This is a genomic window from Phaeobacter sp. CECT 5382 (assembly GCF_001457775.1).
In the GTDB taxonomy this organism is placed as follows: Bacteria; Pseudomonadota; Alphaproteobacteria; order Rhodobacterales; family Rhodobacteraceae; genus Pseudophaeobacter.
Map to the genome: position 1 here is coordinate 38827 of NZ_CYSG01000019.1, position 18974 is coordinate 57800.

Annotated in this window: 12 protein-coding genes and 1 pseudogene; 9 read left to right on the top strand and 4 right to left on the bottom strand. The window is 60.7% G+C overall.

Features of this window, described 5'->3' with window-relative positions:
• Positions 1-192 precede the first annotated feature (192 nt).
• The 3 genes from PH5382_RS16270 to PH5382_RS16280 all read left to right on the top strand — a co-directional run bounded on the left by PH5382_RS16270 (position 193) and on the right by PH5382_RS16280 (position 4329).
• Entirely contained in the window at positions 193-1620 is a 1428-nt protein-coding gene (locus PH5382_RS16270) for an AAA family ATPase (RefSeq protein ID WP_058335453.1), read from the top strand.
• A 77-nt stretch (positions 1621-1697) separates the two neighbouring features.
• The gene (locus PH5382_RS16275) at positions 1698-2807 is read left to right on the top strand and encodes a ParB/RepB/Spo0J family partition protein (protein ID WP_058335454.1); all 1110 of its coding nucleotides are present in this window, start codon (positions 1698-1700) and stop codon (positions 2805-2807) included.
• A gap of 487 nt (positions 2808-3294) precedes the next feature.
• Positions 3295-4329 carry a glycosyltransferase gene (locus PH5382_RS16280; protein WP_231751910.1) on the top strand — a complete coding sequence of 345 codons (1035 nt, stop codon included), beginning with the start codon at positions 3295-3297 and terminating at the stop codon, positions 4327-4329.
• 19 nt (positions 4330-4348) lie between these two features.
• On the opposite strand, the gene PH5382_RS16285 is transcribed toward PH5382_RS16280, so the two are convergent.
• Entirely contained in the window at positions 4349-5158 is an 810-nt protein-coding gene (locus PH5382_RS16285) for an ABC transporter permease (RefSeq protein WP_058335455.1), read from the bottom strand.
• Positions 5159-5265: 107 nt separating this feature from the next.
• Between PH5382_RS16285 and PH5382_RS16290 the strand changes: the two genes are divergently transcribed.
• Both PH5382_RS16290 and PH5382_RS16295 read left to right on the top strand, forming a co-directional pair.
• On the top strand, positions 5266-6618 hold the full coding sequence (locus tag PH5382_RS16290; RefSeq protein ID WP_231751911.1) for a KpsE/RkpR family capsule polysaccharide export protein: 1353 nt from the start codon (positions 5266-5268) through the stop codon (positions 6616-6618).
• Positions 6619-6637: 19 nt separating this feature from the next.
• Positions 6638-7291 carry an ABC transporter ATP-binding protein gene (locus PH5382_RS16295; protein WP_058335456.1) on the top strand — a complete coding sequence of 218 codons (654 nt, stop codon included), beginning with the start codon at positions 6638-6640 and terminating at the stop codon, positions 7289-7291.
• Between the two features lie 35 nt (positions 7292-7326).
• On the opposite strand, the gene PH5382_RS16300 is transcribed toward PH5382_RS16295, so the two are convergent.
• The 3 genes from PH5382_RS16300 to PH5382_RS16310 all read right to left on the bottom strand — a co-directional run bounded on the left by PH5382_RS16300 (position 7327) and on the right by PH5382_RS16310 (position 11545).
• The gene (locus tag PH5382_RS16300; protein WP_058335457.1) at positions 7327-9198 is read right to left on the bottom strand and encodes a glycosyltransferase; all 1872 of its coding nucleotides are present in this window, start codon (positions 9196-9198) and stop codon (positions 7327-7329) included.
• 74 nt (positions 9199-9272) lie between these two features.
• Entirely contained in the window at positions 9273-10370 is a 1098-nt protein-coding gene (locus PH5382_RS16305; RefSeq protein WP_058335458.1) for a hypothetical protein, read from the bottom strand.
• Between the two features lie 44 nt (positions 10371-10414).
• Positions 10415-11545 carry a hypothetical protein gene (locus PH5382_RS16310; protein WP_058335459.1) on the bottom strand — a complete coding sequence of 377 codons (1131 nt, stop codon included), beginning with the start codon at positions 11543-11545 and terminating at the stop codon, positions 10415-10417.
• A 332-nt stretch (positions 11546-11877) separates the two neighbouring features.
• Between PH5382_RS16310 and glf the strand changes: the two are divergent.
• The 4 genes and pseudogenes from glf (at position 11878) to PH5382_RS16330 (ending at position 18888) form a co-directional block, all read left to right on the top strand.
• Positions 11878-13049: pseudogene (gene glf / locus PH5382_RS16315) on the top strand (UDP-galactopyranose mutase).
• 77 nt (positions 13050-13126) lie between these two features.
• On the top strand, positions 13127-14734 hold the full coding sequence (locus PH5382_RS16320; RefSeq protein ID WP_197410065.1) for a hypothetical protein: 1608 nt from the start codon (positions 13127-13129) through the stop codon (positions 14732-14734).
• A gap of 105 nt (positions 14735-14839) precedes the next feature.
• Entirely contained in the window at positions 14840-15655 is an 816-nt protein-coding gene (locus PH5382_RS16325) for a hypothetical protein (RefSeq protein WP_058335461.1), read from the top strand.
• A gap of 146 nt (positions 15656-15801) precedes the next feature.
• Positions 15802-18888: a rhamnan synthesis F family protein gene (locus PH5382_RS16330; protein ID WP_058335462.1), complete on the top strand. Its 3087-nt coding sequence runs from the start codon at positions 15802-15804 to the stop codon at positions 18886-18888.
• The last annotated feature ends 86 nt before the right edge of the window (positions 18889-18974 follow it).

Genomic DNA, 18974 nt, shown 5'->3' on the forward strand with positions numbered 1-18974 from the left:
AAAGCCCCTGTTTTCCCCCTCTGCAAAAGCCTGATTTGCTTAGAAAAAGGAAAAGAGATGCGTGCATTCTTCCCATGTGCTGCCTTTTCTGATATCAGCCAATAAAGGCAATACATCGACGGTGTTGAGCCCAAAATCACAGGACCTCCTCAAGACCTGGGCAATCCAGGCCGCACAGATGGGCAGAGCATCATGGCAAAAGATATCCACAAGGCAGGGGCAGGCCTGCCCCCCTATTTCAACATTGATCCCGATGTGGCCCTGGCTGAACTGGATGACCCCACCAGCACCACGGGCTTTGCCGCAATCGCCGAAGGCTGTGCCCGGGGCCGAGAGGATCTCTCCAGCCGCGGCATGAACGAAGAGGGCCGCAAAGAGCTGCGCCTGTTTTCCACCTGGGAAATCACCCGTTATCTGATCCCGGTCGCTCAGGCGCATTTTCGCCGCGTGCTGAAGGCCAACCCGGAGCTGCCACAGGGACGGTCAGAAACCGAAGGGGGCGCCAAATGGTTCACCCTCGACGAGGTGCTGGTGCTGCGCGCACATTTTGGCGCGCAGGGCTCCAAGGCCAAGGACTACACCCCCTACCGCCCCAAGGGCCTGCCAGCCAAGCTGGTCTCTGTGGCCAATTTCAAAGGCGGCGTTGGCAAGACCTCAACGGCGGCGCATCTGGCGATGTCGGCAGCACTGGATGGCTACAAGGTGCTGGTGATTGATCTGGACAGCCAGGGGTCGATGACCTCGATCTTTGGCGGCAAGGTGGAGGATGAGTGGCAAACCGCCTTTCCGCTGCTGGCGCGCCACTACGGCGAACATCTGCGCGCCGACAACCAGCGCCGCCTGGATCGCGGCGAGGCCCCTCAGCCGCTCGAAGAAGCGCTCACAGCCGCCATGGAGATGACGTCTAGGGATGTCATTCAGGGCACTCACTGGCCCAATATCGATCTCATCGGCGCGCAGCTCAATCTGTACTGGGCCGAATTCCAGATCCCGGTCTGGCGGATGGCGGCGCGCAGCTGGAAGCTGTGGGATGCGCTCACCGACCGGCTGGAGGCAGACGGGGTGCTGGATGACTATGACATCGTGTTCATCGACACGCCCCCCGCACTTGGCTACCTCACCATCAACGGGCTGGCGGCCTCGGATATCCTGCTGGTGCCGATGGGGGCCTCGTTCCTGGAGTTCGACAGCACCGGGCGTTTCTTTGACATGCTGCATTCCACCTTTGCCTCGATCGAGGAGGGCGAGAACCTGGCAGCGCGCGCGCTGGGGCGGCCCGAGATGGGGTTTGAATGGGATGCGGTGCGCGCGGTGATCACCCGCTACGACGGCGCCCAGCAGGGTGAGCTGGCCGGTCTGATGCAGGCCTATATGGGGCCGGTGCTCAGCCCGCATAAACAGGACTACACCGCCCTGATCGGTCAGGCCGGCGAGCAGGTCTCAGGCATCTACGAGGCGGATTACCGCGACTTTAATCGCGAGACCTATGCGCGCGGGCGCGAAACATTTGATGCCACCTATGCGGCCTTCAAGCGGCTGCTGCTGGGGGTCTGGCGCCGGGCCGAGCTGGCCCAGCAGGCCGAAGCAGCTGAACAGCAAGACGCGCGTACGGAGGCTTAAGGCCTTCACAGGATCAAGGGCGCAGGATCACGCGCCACGATGACAGATCAAGACGAGATCACGAGGAGATTTGGCAGATGGCAAAACGCAAACGGCTTTCCCCCGCCCAAAGTGGCTATCTTTCGGGGGCGCCCGAAGGCAAATCCGCCCTGGCCGGACCCTTGGCAGCCCCGGTACAGACCACAGCGCCTATTGCACAGGTCGCTTCCGAGGCTTCGAGCCATGCAGCCTTGCAGGAATTGTCCGAGGTGCTGCAGACCGCCCGCGCCAGGGGGCTGATGATCGAAGAGATCGCGCTGGACGCCATCGACGAGACCCATCTGGTGCGCGACCGCATCACCCAGGACGAAGACGAGATGGCAGCGCTCATGTCCTCGATCCGCAGCCGCGGCCAGCAGACCCCGATCGAGGTGGTGCCGCTGCAGGGGCGACTGGATGGAAAAACCTGGGGGCTGATCTCGGGCTGGCGGAGATTATCTGCGCTGCGCAGGCTCTATACCGAGGATTCAGGGCCTGAATTCGCCACAGTCAAAGCCCTGGTGATCCGCCCTGAAAGCGCTGAAGCTGCCTATGTGGCCATGGTCGAAGAGAATGAAATCCGGGTCAATCTTTCGCATTATGAACGGGCCCGCATCGCGGTGCGCGCCCTCAAAGAGGGGGTTTTTCCGACGCAGAAAAAAGCGCTGCAGGGATTGTTTGCCAATGCGCCCCGCGCCAAACGTTCCAAGATCGGCAGCTTTGTCACCCTGGTCGAGGCGCTGGATGCCGTGCTGTATTTCCCGGCGGCCATCAGCGAAAAGCTGGGCCTCGCCCTGGTGCGCCAGATGACCGAGGACGCGGAGTTTGCGGAGCGCTTGATAATCAGCCTGCAAGAGAATGCACGCAGCACTGCTGCCGAAGAACTGTTTCTGCTCAACACGGCTCTGGAGGCATTAGAGCCGCCTCATCAATCTCCTGATAATGCGCCTCTGACAGGCAATGTAGAGCCTGAAATCCCCCTCCCCGCCGGGCCACGCCTGAGACCTGTTTCGGGGGCTGAGAATGCCGCAGGAGAACGGGTATCGATGCAGGTTGCGGCTGGGCTGCGGCTTGGCTTTACGCCGGATGCGCAGCGGATCGAGCTGAGCGGGACAGCAGTGGATGCAGCGCTGCTTGAGGATCTCAAGCGCTGGCTGAAGCAGCGCTGAAGGCGGGGCGAGCTGAAGTGAGGCTGAACGTATTGAAGAGAGGGAGGGCAGGGGCTCTCCCTTTTTTGTTTGTGCCTTGCCTTTCGTTTGTTGTGTATTCTGTCTCTAATCCTTGGGTTTGAGACCCTTGGCCGGATGATCTGCTGCTGTTCTGAAAGGGGGTGACAAGCGTGCCAAATGTTTCGCGCGCGAAACATTTGGCGTGATTTTACGTGACTTTTACGCGGCAACGGCAGCTCGGTTTTGCGCATGTTTTTGCGCATGACTGTGGCATAGATCCGCCAGTTGTGAGCTTCATGCTGTGGGGAAACAGTGGAACGCCGCGGGTAAAGGGTTTGACACGCGCCAGCATTTATGAGTTTTGCGCCCAGACAGAATGCTGAGCCTGCTGTCTCTGCAGGTTCTTTTACAGCCCCTTGTGAAATCCTCCGGGAAGATCCTCCGGGAAAATCCTCAGGGGATTTTGCGCTATCAGGAGAAGCCCCGCGTGAACCCGGATACCGGTCTCGATACAGAACTTGCGCTACCACTGGCTGATGCCTCTGCTGCTGCGGTGGCTGCCTGCCGTCTGGTGGCGGTGGTGGTGACCTTCAACCGGCTGGACAAGCTGAAGGCGACGCTGGCGCGTCTGCTGGAAAGCCCGGAGGCAGAGCTGGCGGCGGTGGTGGTGGTCGATAATGCTTCAACCGATGAGACTGCCGACTGGCTGGCCGGGCAGCAGGATGCGCGGCTGGATATCGTCACCAGCCCGGTCAATCGCGGTGGCGCTGGTGGCTTTGAGATGGGGATGCGGCGCGCGGTCGAAGCCCATGACCCGGATTGGCTGGTGGTGATGGATGATGACGCCCGCCCGGCGCCGGGGGCTTTTGCGGCCTTTCATGCCCAGCCGCGGCCGCTGGATACGGCGCTGGCGGCTGCGGTCTATTTCCCGGATGGCGGCATCTGCGAGATGAACCGGCCCTCGGTCAATCCGTTCTGGAACCCACGGGTGTTTCTGCGCACCCTGTTCAAGGCGCGCAATGGCTATCACATCCCCTATGACAGCTACGAGGCCACGACGCCGATGGCGATCGATCTCACCTCCTTTGTGGGTCTGTTCCTGTCGCGACGGATGATCGAAGAGGCGGGCTACCCGGACCCGGGCCTGTTTCTTTATGGCGATGACGTGATTTACACCCTGCGGCTGCGGCGCCAAGGGGAGAGGATCCTGTTTGACCCCGCTCTGCGGTTTGAGCACGACTGTTCGACTTTTCAAAATGATCATCACCGGGTGTTTCACCCGCTGTGGAAGGTCTATTACGCCTATCGCAACGGGCTGATGATGTATCGCGCGGCGGCGGGGCTTTTGTTCTGGCCCCTGCTGCTGGTGGTGGTGCTGAAATGGAGTTTCACGGCGCGACGCTATGGGGCAGAGCGTCAGTCCTATCGGCGGCTTTTGCGGCATGCTGTCTGGGATGCGCTGCGCGGCGATACCAGACGGACCCATGCACAGGTGATGGCCCTGGCCCAGGTGAAAGACTGAGCCGGGAGCAGACTGGGGGTCAGCGATTCAGAATGGTTCGGTGAAAACGTCCCATCAGGATCAATCCCAGTGTCAGCAGGCTCAGCGAAACAATCAGCACATAGGTGACATCGACATAGGAGGCGGTATAGGTCGGGTAGAACCCGGTGCGCATCATCCCCACGATATGGACCAGCGGATTGTACCAGAGCAGACCCTGAGCAAAGGGTGGCATTGAATCATACAGAAAAAAGATGCCCGAGGCGAGAAAGAGCGGTCGGGTGATGACAGACCAGATGATGCTCCAGAGCGGGAAAAGCCCGGACAGGACGCAATTCAGTGTCCCCACGCCCAGCCCCAGCAGCATGGCAAGCCCCGTGGCCAGAACGGCGGGAGCCATGTCGATAGTGGTGCGGTTGTCGATGGCGATCAGGATGCCGCCGATCAGCAGGATGGTGACCAAGATGCCAGTGAGACTGTTGAGCGCAAAGCGGGCAAGTATGGCGTCCAGCCAGGTCACGGCGGGGGATTTCAGCAGCGGCTTTGAAAACCCGATCGCACGGGCGGTTGTGTTGGAAATGCTCTGATAGATATCAAAGGGCATGTAGCCGGTGGCATAGAACAGCAGAAAAATGGTGCCGAGCTCCGGCGTTCGTATAACGAGCGAGAAGCCGATACTGAGAAACAGGATGGCGGCAAGGGGCTCCAGAATGCTCCAGAAAAACCCTCCGGGGGTCCGGCCGTAGCGAGTCGACATCTCGCGCAGGATCAGCGCGGAGACGGTGCGCAGCGTAGCGAAACGCCGGGTATGATTGCCGCGGGGCCGACCGGTTGGAAGAGCTGTCGTCATAATGTCCGACCGTGCTTGTATGATTGTGAGTTGAGCGTTTAGAAGCGATACTATGGAAGAAACAAAAGACAATTACAAACAGCAACAGAGCGGGACAGGCTGAAGTCATGGCGCAAGAGAGCCCGGATCGGGTCAGATCGAATTTGAGTGATGAGTTGCAAAACAAAGGCCCGGCAGCACCAGCGAAACCCGCGGCGGTCGAGCCCAAGAGTGACAACAGCACAAATGACGACGAAGTCAGCCGCAATAGAGCCCGCGGCAAGGCGCAAAAGACCCGTCGTGACGCCAAGTCGGCCACATCTGCAGCGGCACCCAAGAAGGATTTTGCCCTGGCGGGGCCAGCGCAGATGAAGCGACGTCACTGGGGGGTGGTCGGCAGTTTCGTGCTGTTGGTCCTGGCACCGCTGGCAGCCGTCATCTTCTATCTCGTGGTGATCGCCGAAGATCAGTATGTTTCAACCGCCGGCTTTACGGTGCGTAGCCAGGAAAACAGCAGTGCCAGTGATTTTCTGGGGGGGTTGGCCAGTTTTGCCGGGACGACGTCGGCTTCGGACAGCGACATTCTCTATGCCTTCATCCAGAGTCAGGAAATGGTCGAGGCGGTGGATGAGGCGATTGATCTGCGGGTCCGCTACAGTGCGCACTGGCCCCGGGACTGGGCCTTTTCAATCTGGCCGGATGCCACGCTGGAAGAGCTGATCTGGTACTGGCAGCGCATTGTCAGCATCTCCTATGACAGCGGCTCCGGTCTCATTGAGGTGCAGGCGGTGGGGTTTGATGCGCAGGTGGCCCGGGCCATCACGCAGACCATTGTTGATGTCAGCCAGGTGCAGATCAATGCCCTGAACGAGCGCGCCCGCGAAGATGCCATGGGCTATGCCCGCATCGATCTTGATGAGGCGGTGGTGCAACTGAAAGCGGCGCGTGAAGAGCTGACCAAGTTCCGGACCCGGACCCGCATTGTCGATCCGGAGGCCGATATTCAGGGTCGCATGGGGGTGATGAACAACCTGCAGCAGCAGCTGGCCGAGGCGCTGATCGAACATGACCTGCTCGAGGGCACGGTGAGCGCGAGCGATCCGCGCACCAAGAAGTCGCAGCAGCGGATCGAAGTCATCCGGGCCCGGATCGACAGCGAACGGCAGACCTTTACCTCGGACAATACCGATACCGGCGCGGTCGGCGAGGACTATCCCTCGTTGATTTCGGAATTCGAGAGCCTGAGCGTGGATCGTGAATATGCCGAAGAAACCTACCGTGCGGCGCTGAGGGCCCTGGAGGTGGCGCGCGATAATGCCACCCGGCAAAGCCGCTATCTGGCGACCTATATCAAGCCAACCCTGGCCGAAGAATCGGAATATCCCCGGCGCCCGCTTCTGATGGGCCTCACCGCTCTGTTTCTGGTGCTGGGCTGGTCCATCGCGACGCTGATCTATTATTCCATTCGCGACCGCAGCTAGGTCGGAGGAGGGGAAGCACATGATCCGGTTTGAAAACCTGACCAAGAGTTTCTGGCTCAAGGGCGAGCAGAAGGTGGTTATCGACAATCTGAACCTCACCCTGCCGACGGGGCGGTCGCTGGCGCTTTTGGGGCGCAACGGGGCGGGAAAGTCGACCCTGCTGAAGATCATTGCCGGCACCATGCGCCCCGATTACGGGCGGGTGGTGAGCGATGGGACGATGTCCTGGCCGGTGGGGCTGGGGGCCTCTTTCCATGGTGACCTGAGCGGGGCGGAAAATGTCCGCTTCATCGCTCGCATCTATGGGGTGAGCACCGATGAACTGGTGGCTTTTGTCGAAGATTTTGCCGAATTGGGAAAATTCTATCACATGCCGATGCGCAGCTATTCCAGCGGCATGCGCTCCCGGCTGACCTTTGGCGCCTCGATGGGGATCAAATTCGACACCTATCTGGTGGATGAGGTGACGGCGGTGGGGGATCGCTCTTTCAAGCTCAAGAGCCGAGAGGTTTTTTCTGCCCGCATGCGGGATGCAAGCGCCATTATGGTGAACCACTCGATGAGCCAGATCCGCAAGTTTTGCGATGCCGGCATCGTGCTGGAAATGGGCAAGATGCAGTATTTCGATGACCTCGAAGAGGCCATCGCAGTGCATGAGGACATGCTGTCCTGACATCCGGTCAGGATGGTGGACAGGAGGACGGGATATCAGGGGGACGGAGGGCTGCCCTTTGCAGCCAGATCTTCTGGTGCATGCTCTTCTGGAGAGAGGTCTTCGGCTAGGACACGCTGCCAATAGCTGCGCTGGGTCATCGCCTCGTATCCTTTGCGATAGCTGGCTTGCAGGGCGCTGTAATTGCGCTGAAAATCCCGAAAGGTGGTGATCATGCGCCAAGCCAGGGAAAAGAATTTCTGCTTGGACTGGCGCACCGTGTAACATTTGTCGCGCCGAGTGTTGTAATAGGTCAGCTCGGCGCTGCCAAAGGCCGGCAAAACCAGACCGCGGTCCCCGATATCCAGCGTCTTGTGATCCCCCAGCAGGCTCCAGAAAGGGATCAGATGGCCGTTGAGGCTCCAGATCCCGAAATAATGCCGCAGGCGCCGCGGCATCCTGCTGAAACGGTGGCGCTCCTGCGGGGGCTGCGGTGGTGCTGCGACCCAGGCTTCGTCGCTGATCAGTGCTTTGATCCGCGCCCGGCGTTCGGACATGTCGATGTTTCGGTCAAAGAATTCCGGTCCCTGCATCACATCCTGCCAGGCCAGGAGCTGTGCCTCGGCGCTGTCGTATTTGAAGCGCAGCATCGAGCGCATCATGAAACGCAGCGCGATCTTGGCCGTACCCCAGGCACTGCGTTGCAGTTTTTCAAAGACCAGATGATGCATCAGGTGATTGCGCAGATCGAGATAGAGCGTCTGCGCGCTTTCCTTTTCGGTGAAGTCATCCTGAAAGGAGACCACGCCGTTCAGGGTGAAGATCTTGAAATCATTGGCCAGAGAGAAGCTGATATCATCGCCGCGCACAAAGAACGGAAAGGGATGATGGCGCACCTGCGCGATCGGGAAGGCAAAGAACCACCAGCCGCCATAGAGGGTCTCGGGCTGTGGTCTGCTGGAAGAGACGAGCGCCATTTCGATGACATCATCAAGCTCGCGCAGGTCGGTGCCATTATACAGGGGATGGCAGGAGCCATCAAAATAGGCGCCACTTTCCCACATTGCCCATTTATGGGTGTTGTTGATCATGGCGCCGGCAATGGCCGTGTTCTGTGCCTTGGCCAGGGCCAGGAACATATAGCTGCGGGCGATGTTTTCCATATGGAACGAGGCATCATCATCCATGAACAGACAGTGGCTGTAGCCGCCTTTTTCGGCTTCCAGCAGGCCGCGGGCAAAACCGCCCGCGCCACCGAGATTGCTGTTGGGATAAGAGGTGACCTTGGCGCTGTTGGGGATCTCGGCGCTTTTGCCATTGTCCACCACCTGCACAGAGATGTTGTCTTGATGGGGGGTGTCTTTCAGGAAGCCTTCAAGGCGTTCCACGGTTCTGCGCACATCCTTTTCGCGCTTGAAGGTGGTGATGCTGACCGCCAGATGCGGCCAGGCGGCAGGCTGGGTGTCGGTTGCAAAACGGCCCCCGGTTACGGTGACCTCATCCCCCAGTGCCAGCAGTTCGACCCAGAGAACCCCGTCCCCCAAATACGCGTCGTGGCCTGTCCCTGCGCCTGTCCCTGCGCCTGCGAATTCCGACAGATCAATCAGATGCGGTCTGCTTGCCTCCAGATCCACCACTTCGCTGTAGACCACTTCCCCAGACAGGGTCGGCAGGGCCAGCTGCACCCGGATCTCGACCTTGCCGCTGCCGGTGAGCTCGGCAAAAAGACTGTCGAGCTGGCAGCCCCGGTTCCAGTTCCCCAGATTGAACAGGTTGAAATAGGTGCCGAAATTGATGCGGCTGCCCCGTGGCATCAGATAGCAGCCTTTGCTTTGCGAGAACCCGACTGCGCCCTCGGTCTGGTAATAGAGCGCGTGTTCCGTGCAGATTTCACGTTCGGGGGAGATGAAATTCTGAAGAGTAAGCATCACGAAAAACCTTTTGGGACCCGTTGGGAGCAAGGGCAGGGGCAAAGGGGGCGGCGCCCCTGAGCGGCCGGGGATCAGAGTGTCTGTTGCAGTTTTGAGATGTAATCGGACAAAACGGAGCTCTCCATTCCGGCAGGATCCAGACTGGCCAGCAGTCGCCGCGCCGCCTCCTGGTCTGACAGCGGGCGGGTTCTGTTCATCTCGTCGATATCGGGAAAGAAGGCTGGCTGGTTGGTGAGCTGGCTCAGATAGGCATGTATCGGGGCAAATTCCTCGGTCAGCTGTGCCCGGCGTTGCGCTCCGAACAGCTCCACATCGCCGTTCTTGACGGGGATCTTGTGGGGCGGCAGTTGCAGGAAGACTTCGCGTAGATCCTGGGCGTCTTTGTCTGGCAGGTCATGATTGGCGCGGCGGATGATTTCATAGCTGGCACGGGGCAATCCTTTGTTGACGGGACCCTGTTCCGGCAGGCGGTTGGGGAAGGGGGCGCTGACCTGGGTGATGAAATCCTGAACAGAGCCGCCGGCCTTGAGGATATCGGCGTAGTTGCGCAGATGCAGCCGCGCGCCGTCAAAGGACTGAACCCAGGGTTCGACCATCTTGCGATAGTTGAAATGGATCGACTTGGGTTTGATGGCGCTGCCTTCGCTGAGCGGGTCCAGCTTGCGGCCAAAGCGCAGCAGCTGACCGTACCAGGAGGCCATATATTCATCGGGGCGGCGCAGGGCACAGTAGAGCTCCTGCTCGGCGTCCGGAAACAGGGCGCGCAGCGTGGCAATCAGATCCGCATGATCGGCGCCAAAATTTGCAAAAACCTCGGAACACAGGACAACCGTTTCCGGTTGCAGGATTTCGACCTGATGGCGCAGCGTGAGCAGCATGGCAGGCAGGCCCGGAAGTATGCCATGCCAGGGAGGTGTCTTGCCCCCTGGTTTCTTGCTGGCGAGCATGCGAAATCCAAGCGCGTTGTGAGGCTCGCGCAGGTTCATGCAGTCCAGCGCGGGTTTGCTTTTGCGACCGAGGGCCTGGGCCAGCAGGTGAGACATGCCTTCGCTTTCCACTGCGGGGTAGAGGATGCCCTGTTGCAGCAGCGCCAGAGCATTGCGGGCCAGATAGGACTGAAGGGCGGTGGAGCCAACTTTGTGATGGCCGAAATAGATGATGAATTTCATGCGGAGCCGATACTGAGTTTTGCTGTTCTTCCGGAAGGATGCGGTTATTGCGATGGGGCGGAGATGCGGGCCTGCTCGACGTCACGGATCCGCTTTCTGTGCAGGAAAGCGGGCCAGTTCACGCCTTCTTTCTCCAGCAGGCCTTTCACCATGCCCGAGAGAAGTTCCAATGAGCGCAGCTCGGACGCGCAGAGGTAGTCGGACGGGGCGGTGGATTGCGGCCGGGTGCGGGCTGTTTTCACCGCATCGTGCAATTCGTTTTCCATCAGCGGGGCGCCGCCAAAGAAGGCCTGGTCCAGGCTGCGGGCATCTTTCATGTAGCTGGCGCGAATATCCCGGGCGAGGCTGCGGTGCAGCTGTATCTTGGTGCGCGTTGGTGGCGGCGGCATATGACTGACAAGCCGGGCGAATTCCCAACCGACCTTGAGGCGGATATTTGGTTTGACCGCAAGATGGCCCTGCATAACCTTCAGGCGCATCAGGTCTTCCAGGCAAAGAGATTCATTGGCCTGTGCTGTCTTACTTGGGCTGTCGGCGACGGTGAAGGGGATGCCGCCAAAGGCGTGATGCAGGAAATCATCCACCACAGACCCCTGATGAAGCTGGCTGCGAATCATCGGGCGCAGGATGAACTTGTCTGCGAAATGGTCGCGCCAGGCGGCGAAACGGGGCAGGTAGATGAACTCTTTGGCGGATTTGCGCCGGGCGGCAAACCCCGCGAGATCGTTGGTCAAAGTGGTCGGGATCCCGATCTTGGTGCGTTCTGCAAAACTGGAGATGATGCGGGCAGCATGGGGACGGACATAGCCGATGATCCGGATCTCATCGACGACCTTGGCAAAGAAGGTTTCAACAATCTCGTGAAACAGGGCTACGGGGACGCCCTCAAAGTCTTCTGCCGAGATCAGCACGAAATCCGCATCTGATTGCTGGATGCGTTGCACCAATTTTTCCAGTGGCTGTGCGGTCGCGCGGCGCTCCTGCTCTGTCTTGGCCTGGCCATAGGCGGTGAACTGACCTCCGAGGGCATTCATCGCCAGTTTGGCCGGGTAGAACAGGCTGTGCCCCTGCAGGACAACCCGGTGTTGAGCGAAAGCCAGTTGAATGGAGGTGGAGCCTGTCTTGTGATCCCCGATATGGAAAACCAATGTCTTACGTTTGTCGGGTCCAGGCATATTGGAGAGGCCTCTTTACGTCTTATGTCGAAAAGTACAAATTTCTGTCCCTGCTTTAGGGGATTTCGCCCATCCAGACAATCATTTGCATCGGGCCTGTGTTCGGGCCTGTGCATCGGGCTGTCCCCCGGCTCCCTGGCGCGCTGCGCGGGGGAGCAGATTTGCTTTCCCTCGTTGTGTCACGGGTCGGCGCGGATCTGCGCAAAGCGTGGGCGCAGAGGGCAGCCAAACCACATCAGCGGACTTGTCGCGGTCTTGTCTGTTGTCGCCCCCTTGCGACAGGCGCATGTTCCCGTTTAAGAAACGCATGTTTGGACAGGGAATTGAGCTCGATGGCGGCAGGCAGGTTTTTGATGGTGGGCGCAGGCCTGTCCGGGGCAGTGATCGGGCGCCATCTGGCCGAGGCGGGGCATGAGGTCACTGTGATCGACAGTCGCTCCCATATCGGTGGCAACTGCCATACGGAACGGGACGCGCAGACCGGTGTCATGGTGCATATCTATGGTCCCCATATCTTCCATACCGATGACGCCGAAGTCTGGGATTATGTGAACCGGTTCGCCCGCTTCATGCCCTATAAAAACCGGGTCAAGACCACCAGCCTGGATCCAGATGGCAAGCGCGGCGTCTTTTCGCTGCCGGTCAACCTGCACACTATCAACCAGTTCTTTGGCAAAACCCTGCGCCCGGATGAGGCCCGTGACTACATCGTCAATGAGCAGGCCGATACCAGCATTGACGATCCGCAGACCTTTGAAGACCAGGCGATGCGCTTTGTCGGGCGCGACCTCTACGAGGCCTTCTTCAAGGGCTACACCATCAAGCAGTGGGGGTGCAGCCCTCGGAGCTGCCGGCCAGCATCCTGAAACGTCTGCCGGTGCGGTTCAACTATGACGACAACTATTTCTTTCACAAATTTCAGGGTATGCCCGAAGAGGGCTATACCGCGATGATCGAAAAGATCCTCGACCACCCTGGCATAACGGTCAAGTTAGAGACTGTTTTCGACCGCGCCATGGCGGCGGATTACGATCACGTCTTCTATTCCGGGGCGCTGGATGGCTATTTCGACTTTGAGTTGGGCCGCCTGGGCTACCGCACCCTTGATTTTGAACGCTTTACCTATGAGGGTGATTATCAGGGCTGTGCGGTGATGAACTACGGCGAAGAAAGCGTGCCCTATACCCGCATCACCGAGCACAAGCATTTCAGCCCTTGGGAAAGCCATGACGGATCGGTCTGCTACCGCGAATTCTCTCGCGCGGCCGAACCGGAAGACATTCCCTATTATCCGATCCGTCAGGTGCAGGAAAAAGCCCTGCTGGCCGATTACGTCGCCCTGGCTGGGCAAACCGGCGGGGTCACCTTTGTGGGGCGTCTTGGCACCTATCGCTACCTCGATATGGATGTGACCATCCGCGAGGCGCTGGATACTGCCCGCGGCTTCGTGGCGGCAATGCAACAGGGAACACCCGCTCCGGCCTTCTTTGTGGCACCACTCTGAAGGTTGAGGGATTTGGACCTGAAAGATCCGGGCAGTTCCGCCCGATAGACGATATTAGCGAAGGCACCCCCCCAGGAATGTCCAAGAAAAAAACCACTTCAAAATCCCGTCACGCAGTTGTCGTTTTAGGCATGCATCGCTCTGGTACCTCTGCTCTGGCGGGAGTTCTTGCGCGGCTCGGCTGCGATCTGCCGGCCGCGATCATGCCCCCCAATGCCGTCAATCCCAAAGGGGTCTATGAATCCCTGAAAATCTGCAAGATGAATGATGCCATCTTGGCTTCGGGGGGATCAAGCTGGGACGACTGGCAGGCGTTCAATCCAGGATGGGTCAAGTCTCCCAGAATGGAAGAGTTTCTGGAACGTGGCGCTGAGGTGCTGTCAGAGGACTACGGTAAATCGCGCCTGTTCGTGCTGAAGGATCCGCGTATCTGTCGGCTGATGCCATTCTGGACGCAGCTGTTTCAGGAGCGCAAGACCCAGCCCGTTTACGTGCTGACCCACCGCAACCCGCTGGAGGTGGCGCGGTCTCTGGAAAAAAGTGAGGGCTGGCCGTTGGCGACGGGGCTGTTGCTGTGGTTGCGCCATGTCCTGGAGGCCGAGTCGGGATCGCGCGGCGCGCGGCGCTGCTGTACCAGCTATGACCGGCTGCTGACGGACTGGAGCGGGGTGGTCTCGACCCTCCAGAGCCGCACGGGTCTCAATTTTCCGCGCGTTTCCACCCGTGTCGGGGCAGATGTCGATGCCTTCCTGAGCCGGGATTTGCGCCACAGTGTCGAGCAGGCCGAGGCGATGGTCGACAATCCGCTGGTTTCCAAATGGGTCCGGGGCACCTTTGAAATCATGGAGCGCTGGACGGAGCAGGGAGAAAATGACGCCGATCATGGCGTGCTGGATCAGATCCGTGAGGAGTTCGAAGCCAGTGCTCCTATGTTTGATCAGCTGATCCAGGCGATGCAGGCCCGCATCACCAGAGACGAGGTCGCGCTGGGAGAGTTGCAGAGTTCTGTCGAGAGCCGCACGGCCGATCTGACCGCCCTGACCGGACAGCTTGATCAGGCTGGCAAAGACGTGGCCCAGCTTACCTCTCGCCTGCAGGAGGGCGACGAGCGCCTGCAGGAGCTGCAGAAAACCCTGCAGGAGGTTGAGCAGGACCGCTGGCAGATCCGCAGCGCGCTGGAACAGCGCAGTCAGGAGGCCGAGGATGTCGGTCGTGAAAACAAGGAAAACGCGGCGCAGGTCAAGGATCTTGAAACACAGCTGGAGGCGCTCCGTGCAGATCAGGCGGGCCTGATCGCCGAGCGGGACCAGGTCGGCAAGAGCGCCCGGATGATGCGTCTCAAGCTGCAGGACGAATTCGAGGTGCAGCTGAAAGAGGTTCTGACCGCGCAGCGGCGCCACGCGGATGGGCACAGCGCCGCGCTGGACGCAGAGGTTCAGGGGCTGACAGCCGCGCTGGCCAAGGCCCGGCAGATCGAAGAGCATAAGGCCGAAGAGCTGCAGCGGCTGACGGCGGATCGCGACCGGAGTGTGTCCGAACGCGAAGCCCAGGCCGAGACGCTTGGTCAGCTGCAGCACCGGATTGGCGAGCTGGAACAGATGGCTGCGGCCTATACCAACAGTACCTCCTGGAAGATCACCGCACCGCTGCGCCGGATCGTGACCCTTTTGCGGGGCCGAAGCTGAGTTGTTATGGGGGTGTGGGGCGACAGGTCACGAAGATGCTATACATGTGCAGTTCAGGTCTGATGATCTGCCTGATGGTCTGCAAAGAATAGAGAACTGAAACCCATGTCCTATATCGAAGCCCTTTTGTCGCCGGCCTGGTATTTCAGCGAGAACCCGGATGTTGCCGGTTTTTCGGGGGGCGCGCTCAAACACTATAGCCTGTTTGGCTGGCGCGAGGGACGCAGCCCGCATCCGCTGTTTGATCCGGCCTGGTATCTGCAGCAGAATCCGGAGGTTGCGGATGAAGGGATCGAGCCAAGCCAGCATTACCTGACGCGGGGCTGGCGCGAGATGCGCAGCCCGCACCCGCTGTTCAACCCGGCCTGGTATCTGTTGCAGAATCCGGATCTGCTCAGCGCCGATGTCGACCCCTGGTGGCACTATCTGCAGACCGGCTGGCGTGAGGGGCGCAGCCTGCACCCGCTGTTTGATCCGGCCTGGTATCTGGACCGCAACAAGGATGTTGACGCGGCGGGGGTCGACCCTCTGACGCATTATCTGCAGGTCGGCTGGCATGAGGGACGCAGCCCGCACCCGCTGTTTGATCCGGTCTGGTATCGGCAGCAATATGCGCAGGACTATGATCTGGCGGAAACGGTGGACCCTTGGCGGCATTATCTGCAGATTGGCTGGGTCGAGGGCTGCAGCCCACATCCCCGCTTCGATGCGGCCTGGTACCAAGCCACCTATCTGGATGCGATTGCGCTGCCAGTGGAGCCCCTGGAGCATTATCTCACGGAGGGCTGGCGCGAGGGGCTGTTGCCCTGTGCCGAAGAGGGGCTGTTGCCCCATGCTGGATATGTCGCCAAAGGTGGCGCGCAGGCTGAAGATCAGGCGCCACTCTATCAAGAGCTGCGTGGCGCTGTCGGCGGGGCTTGACTGCCCCCGCGCAGGGCAGCGGGATATGGGGCTGGCCGGGGAACTGGCCCGGAATTGGCCCGAATGATTGAGCGCGTGGCAGATATGATCGAGGTGGGGCGAAGAAGTACAATTGGTCGAGTGATCACAGGCAGCGGGGAGGCTACATGAGCGAGCAAGGGAGCCCTTCCGGCCTGCCGGATCTGCATGGAGATGTTTCGCACGATGCTTCAGGGCGCGCTTTTGGGGCAGCTGGACCAGAGATTGCACCAGAGACTGTGACTTCAGAGCTGGAGGCGCTGGCGCGTCAGCATTTTGATGCGCCCTTCTACCGGGCGACAGTTGCGGCCTGTGCTGCCCAGGCTCTGCCGGGCGAAAGATTGGCAGAAGATGTTCTGACCGAAGAGATGCTGGCGCAGGATCTGGATGCGGCGACACATTTCCTGACCCATGGCTGGCGTCTGGGCCTGTCACCAAATCGCTGGTTTGATACATTGGGGTATCTGGCGGCCAACCCAGAGGTCGCAGCCATGGGGATCAACCCCTTTCTGCATTACCTGGAGGTGGGCTTGCCGGAGGGCCGCCGGGCGATGCCTTTCTTTCTGGACCGGACCTGGCACCCGGCGGCGCTGCATCGCTTTGGCCGCTGCGAATACGGCCCCATTCGCCATATCCTGCGCTTGAATGGCCCAGGTCTGAATGATCTCGACCTGCATGAACCTGTGGATGTCGAGCCGCCGGAAACTTTGCCAGAGACGGTGCCGCAGCGGCTGGCGGTGCATCTGCATCTGTTTTACCCGGATATGGTCGGGCGCTGCATCCGGTTACTGCAGCGGCTGCCGGGGAATTTTGACCTGCTGGTCTCGGTGCGCGAGGACGCCGATGTCGCGGGGCTTCAGCGCCGTCTGGCGCAGGCGCTGCCGCGGGCGCGCCGGGTGATCCTGCGTCCGGGGCCGAACCGGGGGCGGGATGTGGCGCCCTGGCTGGTGACCTTCCGCGAGGAAATCCGCCAGTCGGATCTGTTTTTGCATCTGCACAGCAAGAAATCCGCTCATGGCAGCTATCACGCAGGCTGGTTCGACTTCCTTGGTCATAGTCTGTTGGGGTCAGACGCGGTGGCCGCGCAGATGCTGGATCTCTTTGCCGCCGACCCTGGTCTTGGCATGGTGGCGCCGGGCTATTGGCCCCTGCTGCGCCGGGCTCCGAATTATGGCAAGAGCCGCGATCTCTGCGCCCATCTGGCGGCCCGTATGGGGCTGCCGGATCTGCCTGCGGTCTGCCCGGATTTTCCGGCCGGCGCTTTTTTCTGTTGTCGCAGCAGCCTGCTGGCGCCGCTGCTGGATCTGGAGCTGACCTATCGGGATTTCCCGGCCGAGGCGGGGCAGATCTGCGGCACGCTGGCCCATGCGGTGGAGCGCCTCTTGGGCTACTTGCCGCAGGTCGCGGGGCTGCGGTTCGACATGGTGGCGGTGGATGTGCCTTTTGAACAGGCGGATCAGCAGCCGGTTGTCTGCAAGCCCTATCCTGCCGGGTCTCTTTCTGCGGGGCAGGGCGGCATAGCTGCCGCACAACAACAACGGCTGCCTTCTGTGTCGGTGATCTGTACCGTGACACAGGAGGACGGGACGCGGGATGGGCAATCCGTAGGTGACACTCTGGCCGCAGCCCTGACGCAGAGCCACGCGCCGCTGGAAGTGCTGCTGGTCGATGTTTCTGGAACGGATGCGGCTCTGGCGCAGGTCACGGCTGGTTTTGGCGCCGAAATCGCCGCAGGGCGGCTGCGGCTGCTGGCGCTGACGGCGGGGGATGTGGCTGCGGCGCGCAACGCCGCGCTTGAGGTGGCGCAGGGCGAGGTCATCGCCTATCTGCCGGGCGATACGCTCTGGGCGCCGGGCTATCTGGCGCAGGTGGCTGCCGCCCTGACAGCGCATTCCGACGCGGGCTGTCTCTATTCCAATCTGGTGCAGGAGTCGGCTTCTGCCCGCAGCTCTGCCCGAACTTCTGCCCGCACTTATGATCGGGCGGCGCTGGTGGCAGGGGATGGCATTGATCTTGCGGTCTTTGTGCATCGGCGCAGTCTGACGGATGCCGGGCTGCGCTTTGCGCCGGGGCTCGGGGCGGCGACGGCCTGGGATTTCATCCTGCAGGCGACGGCACAACAGGCACCGCTGCATCTGGAGTATGCGGGCTGCGCCCGGACAGCGCCTGCGCAGGTCTCCGCCTCACCGCCCCCTTCCTCACTGGTCAGTTCCTCGCAGGCGGCCTTACCGGCGGCGGCGCGGGCGCTGATGCGCAGGCATCGTAACGAGCGGCTGTATTGGGGGCAGGAAGGGCTGCAGATCGCGCTGAAAGTCCCAGCGCCACGACCCGAGTTCAAACACCGCTGGGGGGATCTGCATCTGGCGGCGAGCCTGGCGCGGGCGCTCGAGAGGCTGGGCTGCCGCACCCGTGTCGATATCCTGCCGGACTGGTATGATCACCACCCCGAAGATGATGTCACGCTGGTGCTGCGCGGGGTGACCCCCTATGAGCCGGATCCCAGGCATATCAACCTGATGTGGCACATCAGCCATCCTGCGCGGGTCTCGCTGGAGGAGATGCGCGGCTTTGACCATGTCTTTGTCAGCGCCTACCCGGAGGCCGAGCAGGTGATTGACGCTCTGGGGATGCAGGCCTCGGCGATGCTGCAATGTGCCGACCCCGAAGTGTTTCACCCGCAGGTGGATCTGCGCGATGTGCCGCGCCATGATCTGCTGTTTGTCGGCAATTCCCGCAAGGCGGCGCGCTGGATGCCGCAGGCCTGTGTCGAGCGCGACCTGCCGGTGGCGGTCTATGGGGCCGAATGGGAGGGGCTGATCCCGCCCCAGTATCTGCACGGCACTCATGTGCCCAACGACAGGCTGGCGGCCTACTATCGGGCCTCGCGCATCGTGCTGAACGATCATTGGCCGGACATGGCAGACCGCGGCTTCGTGTCGAACCGGATCATGGATGCCGGGCTGTCCGGTGCACTGGTGATCTCGGATCATTTCAGGGGCGAAGAGATCTTCATGGGGCATGTGGTGACCTGCCGCACCGCCGCTGAGGTCGAGGATGCCGTGCGATATTATCTGGCCGATGAGGAGGCGCGAAAGGAAAAAGCCGCGGCCCTGCGCCAGCTGGTGCTGCTGCATCACCGGGTGGAGCTGCGCGCACAGCAGGTTCTGCAGGTCGCGCGCGCTCTGACGCGAGATCGCCTGTCCCGGCTGCGTTGAGAGGAGGCGGGGCTGAAACCGGATCAAAGGCATGCGGACCCGGGCAGCTGTGGCGGCAAGTTAGTCTTGATATTTCAGAAAAAACG

What these genes read in the sequence shown, in the direction of transcription:
- PH5382_RS16310 (WP_058335459.1), bottom strand. Translation starts at nt 11,545, where the DNA reads ATGCCTGGACCCGACAAACGTAAGACATTGGTTTTCCATATCGGGGAT.
- PH5382_RS16320 (WP_197410065.1), top strand. Translation starts at nt 13,127, where the DNA reads ATGTCCAAGAAAAAAACCACTTCAAAATCCCGTCACGCAGTTGTCGTT.
- PH5382_RS16330 (WP_058335462.1), top strand. Translation starts at nt 15,802, where the DNA reads ATGAGCGAGCAAGGGAGCCCTTCCGGCCTGCCGGATCTGCATGGAGAT.
- PH5382_RS16275 (WP_058335454.1), top strand. Translation starts at nt 1,698, where the DNA reads ATGGCAAAACGCAAACGGCTTTCCCCCGCCCAAAGTGGCTATCTTTCG.
- PH5382_RS16270 (WP_058335453.1), top strand. Translation starts at nt 193, where the DNA reads ATGGCAAAAGATATCCACAAGGCAGGGGCAGGCCTGCCCCCCTATTTC.
- PH5382_RS16325 (WP_058335461.1), top strand. Translation starts at nt 14,840, where the DNA reads ATGTCCTATATCGAAGCCCTTTTGTCGCCGGCCTGGTATTTCAGCGAG.
- PH5382_RS16285 (WP_058335455.1), bottom strand. Translation starts at nt 5,158, where the DNA reads ATGACGACAGCTCTTCCAACCGGTCGGCCCCGCGGCAATCATACCCGG.
- PH5382_RS16295 (WP_058335456.1), top strand. Translation starts at nt 6,638, where the DNA reads ATGATCCGGTTTGAAAACCTGACCAAGAGTTTCTGGCTCAAGGGCGAG.
- PH5382_RS16290 (WP_231751911.1), top strand. Translation starts at nt 5,266, where the DNA reads ATGGCGCAAGAGAGCCCGGATCGGGTCAGATCGAATTTGAGTGATGAG.
- PH5382_RS16300 (WP_058335457.1), bottom strand. Translation starts at nt 9,198, where the DNA reads ATGCTTACTCTTCAGAATTTCATCTCCCCCGAACGTGAAATCTGCACG.
- PH5382_RS16305 (WP_058335458.1), bottom strand. Translation starts at nt 10,370, where the DNA reads ATGAAATTCATCATCTATTTCGGCCATCACAAAGTTGGCTCCACCGCC.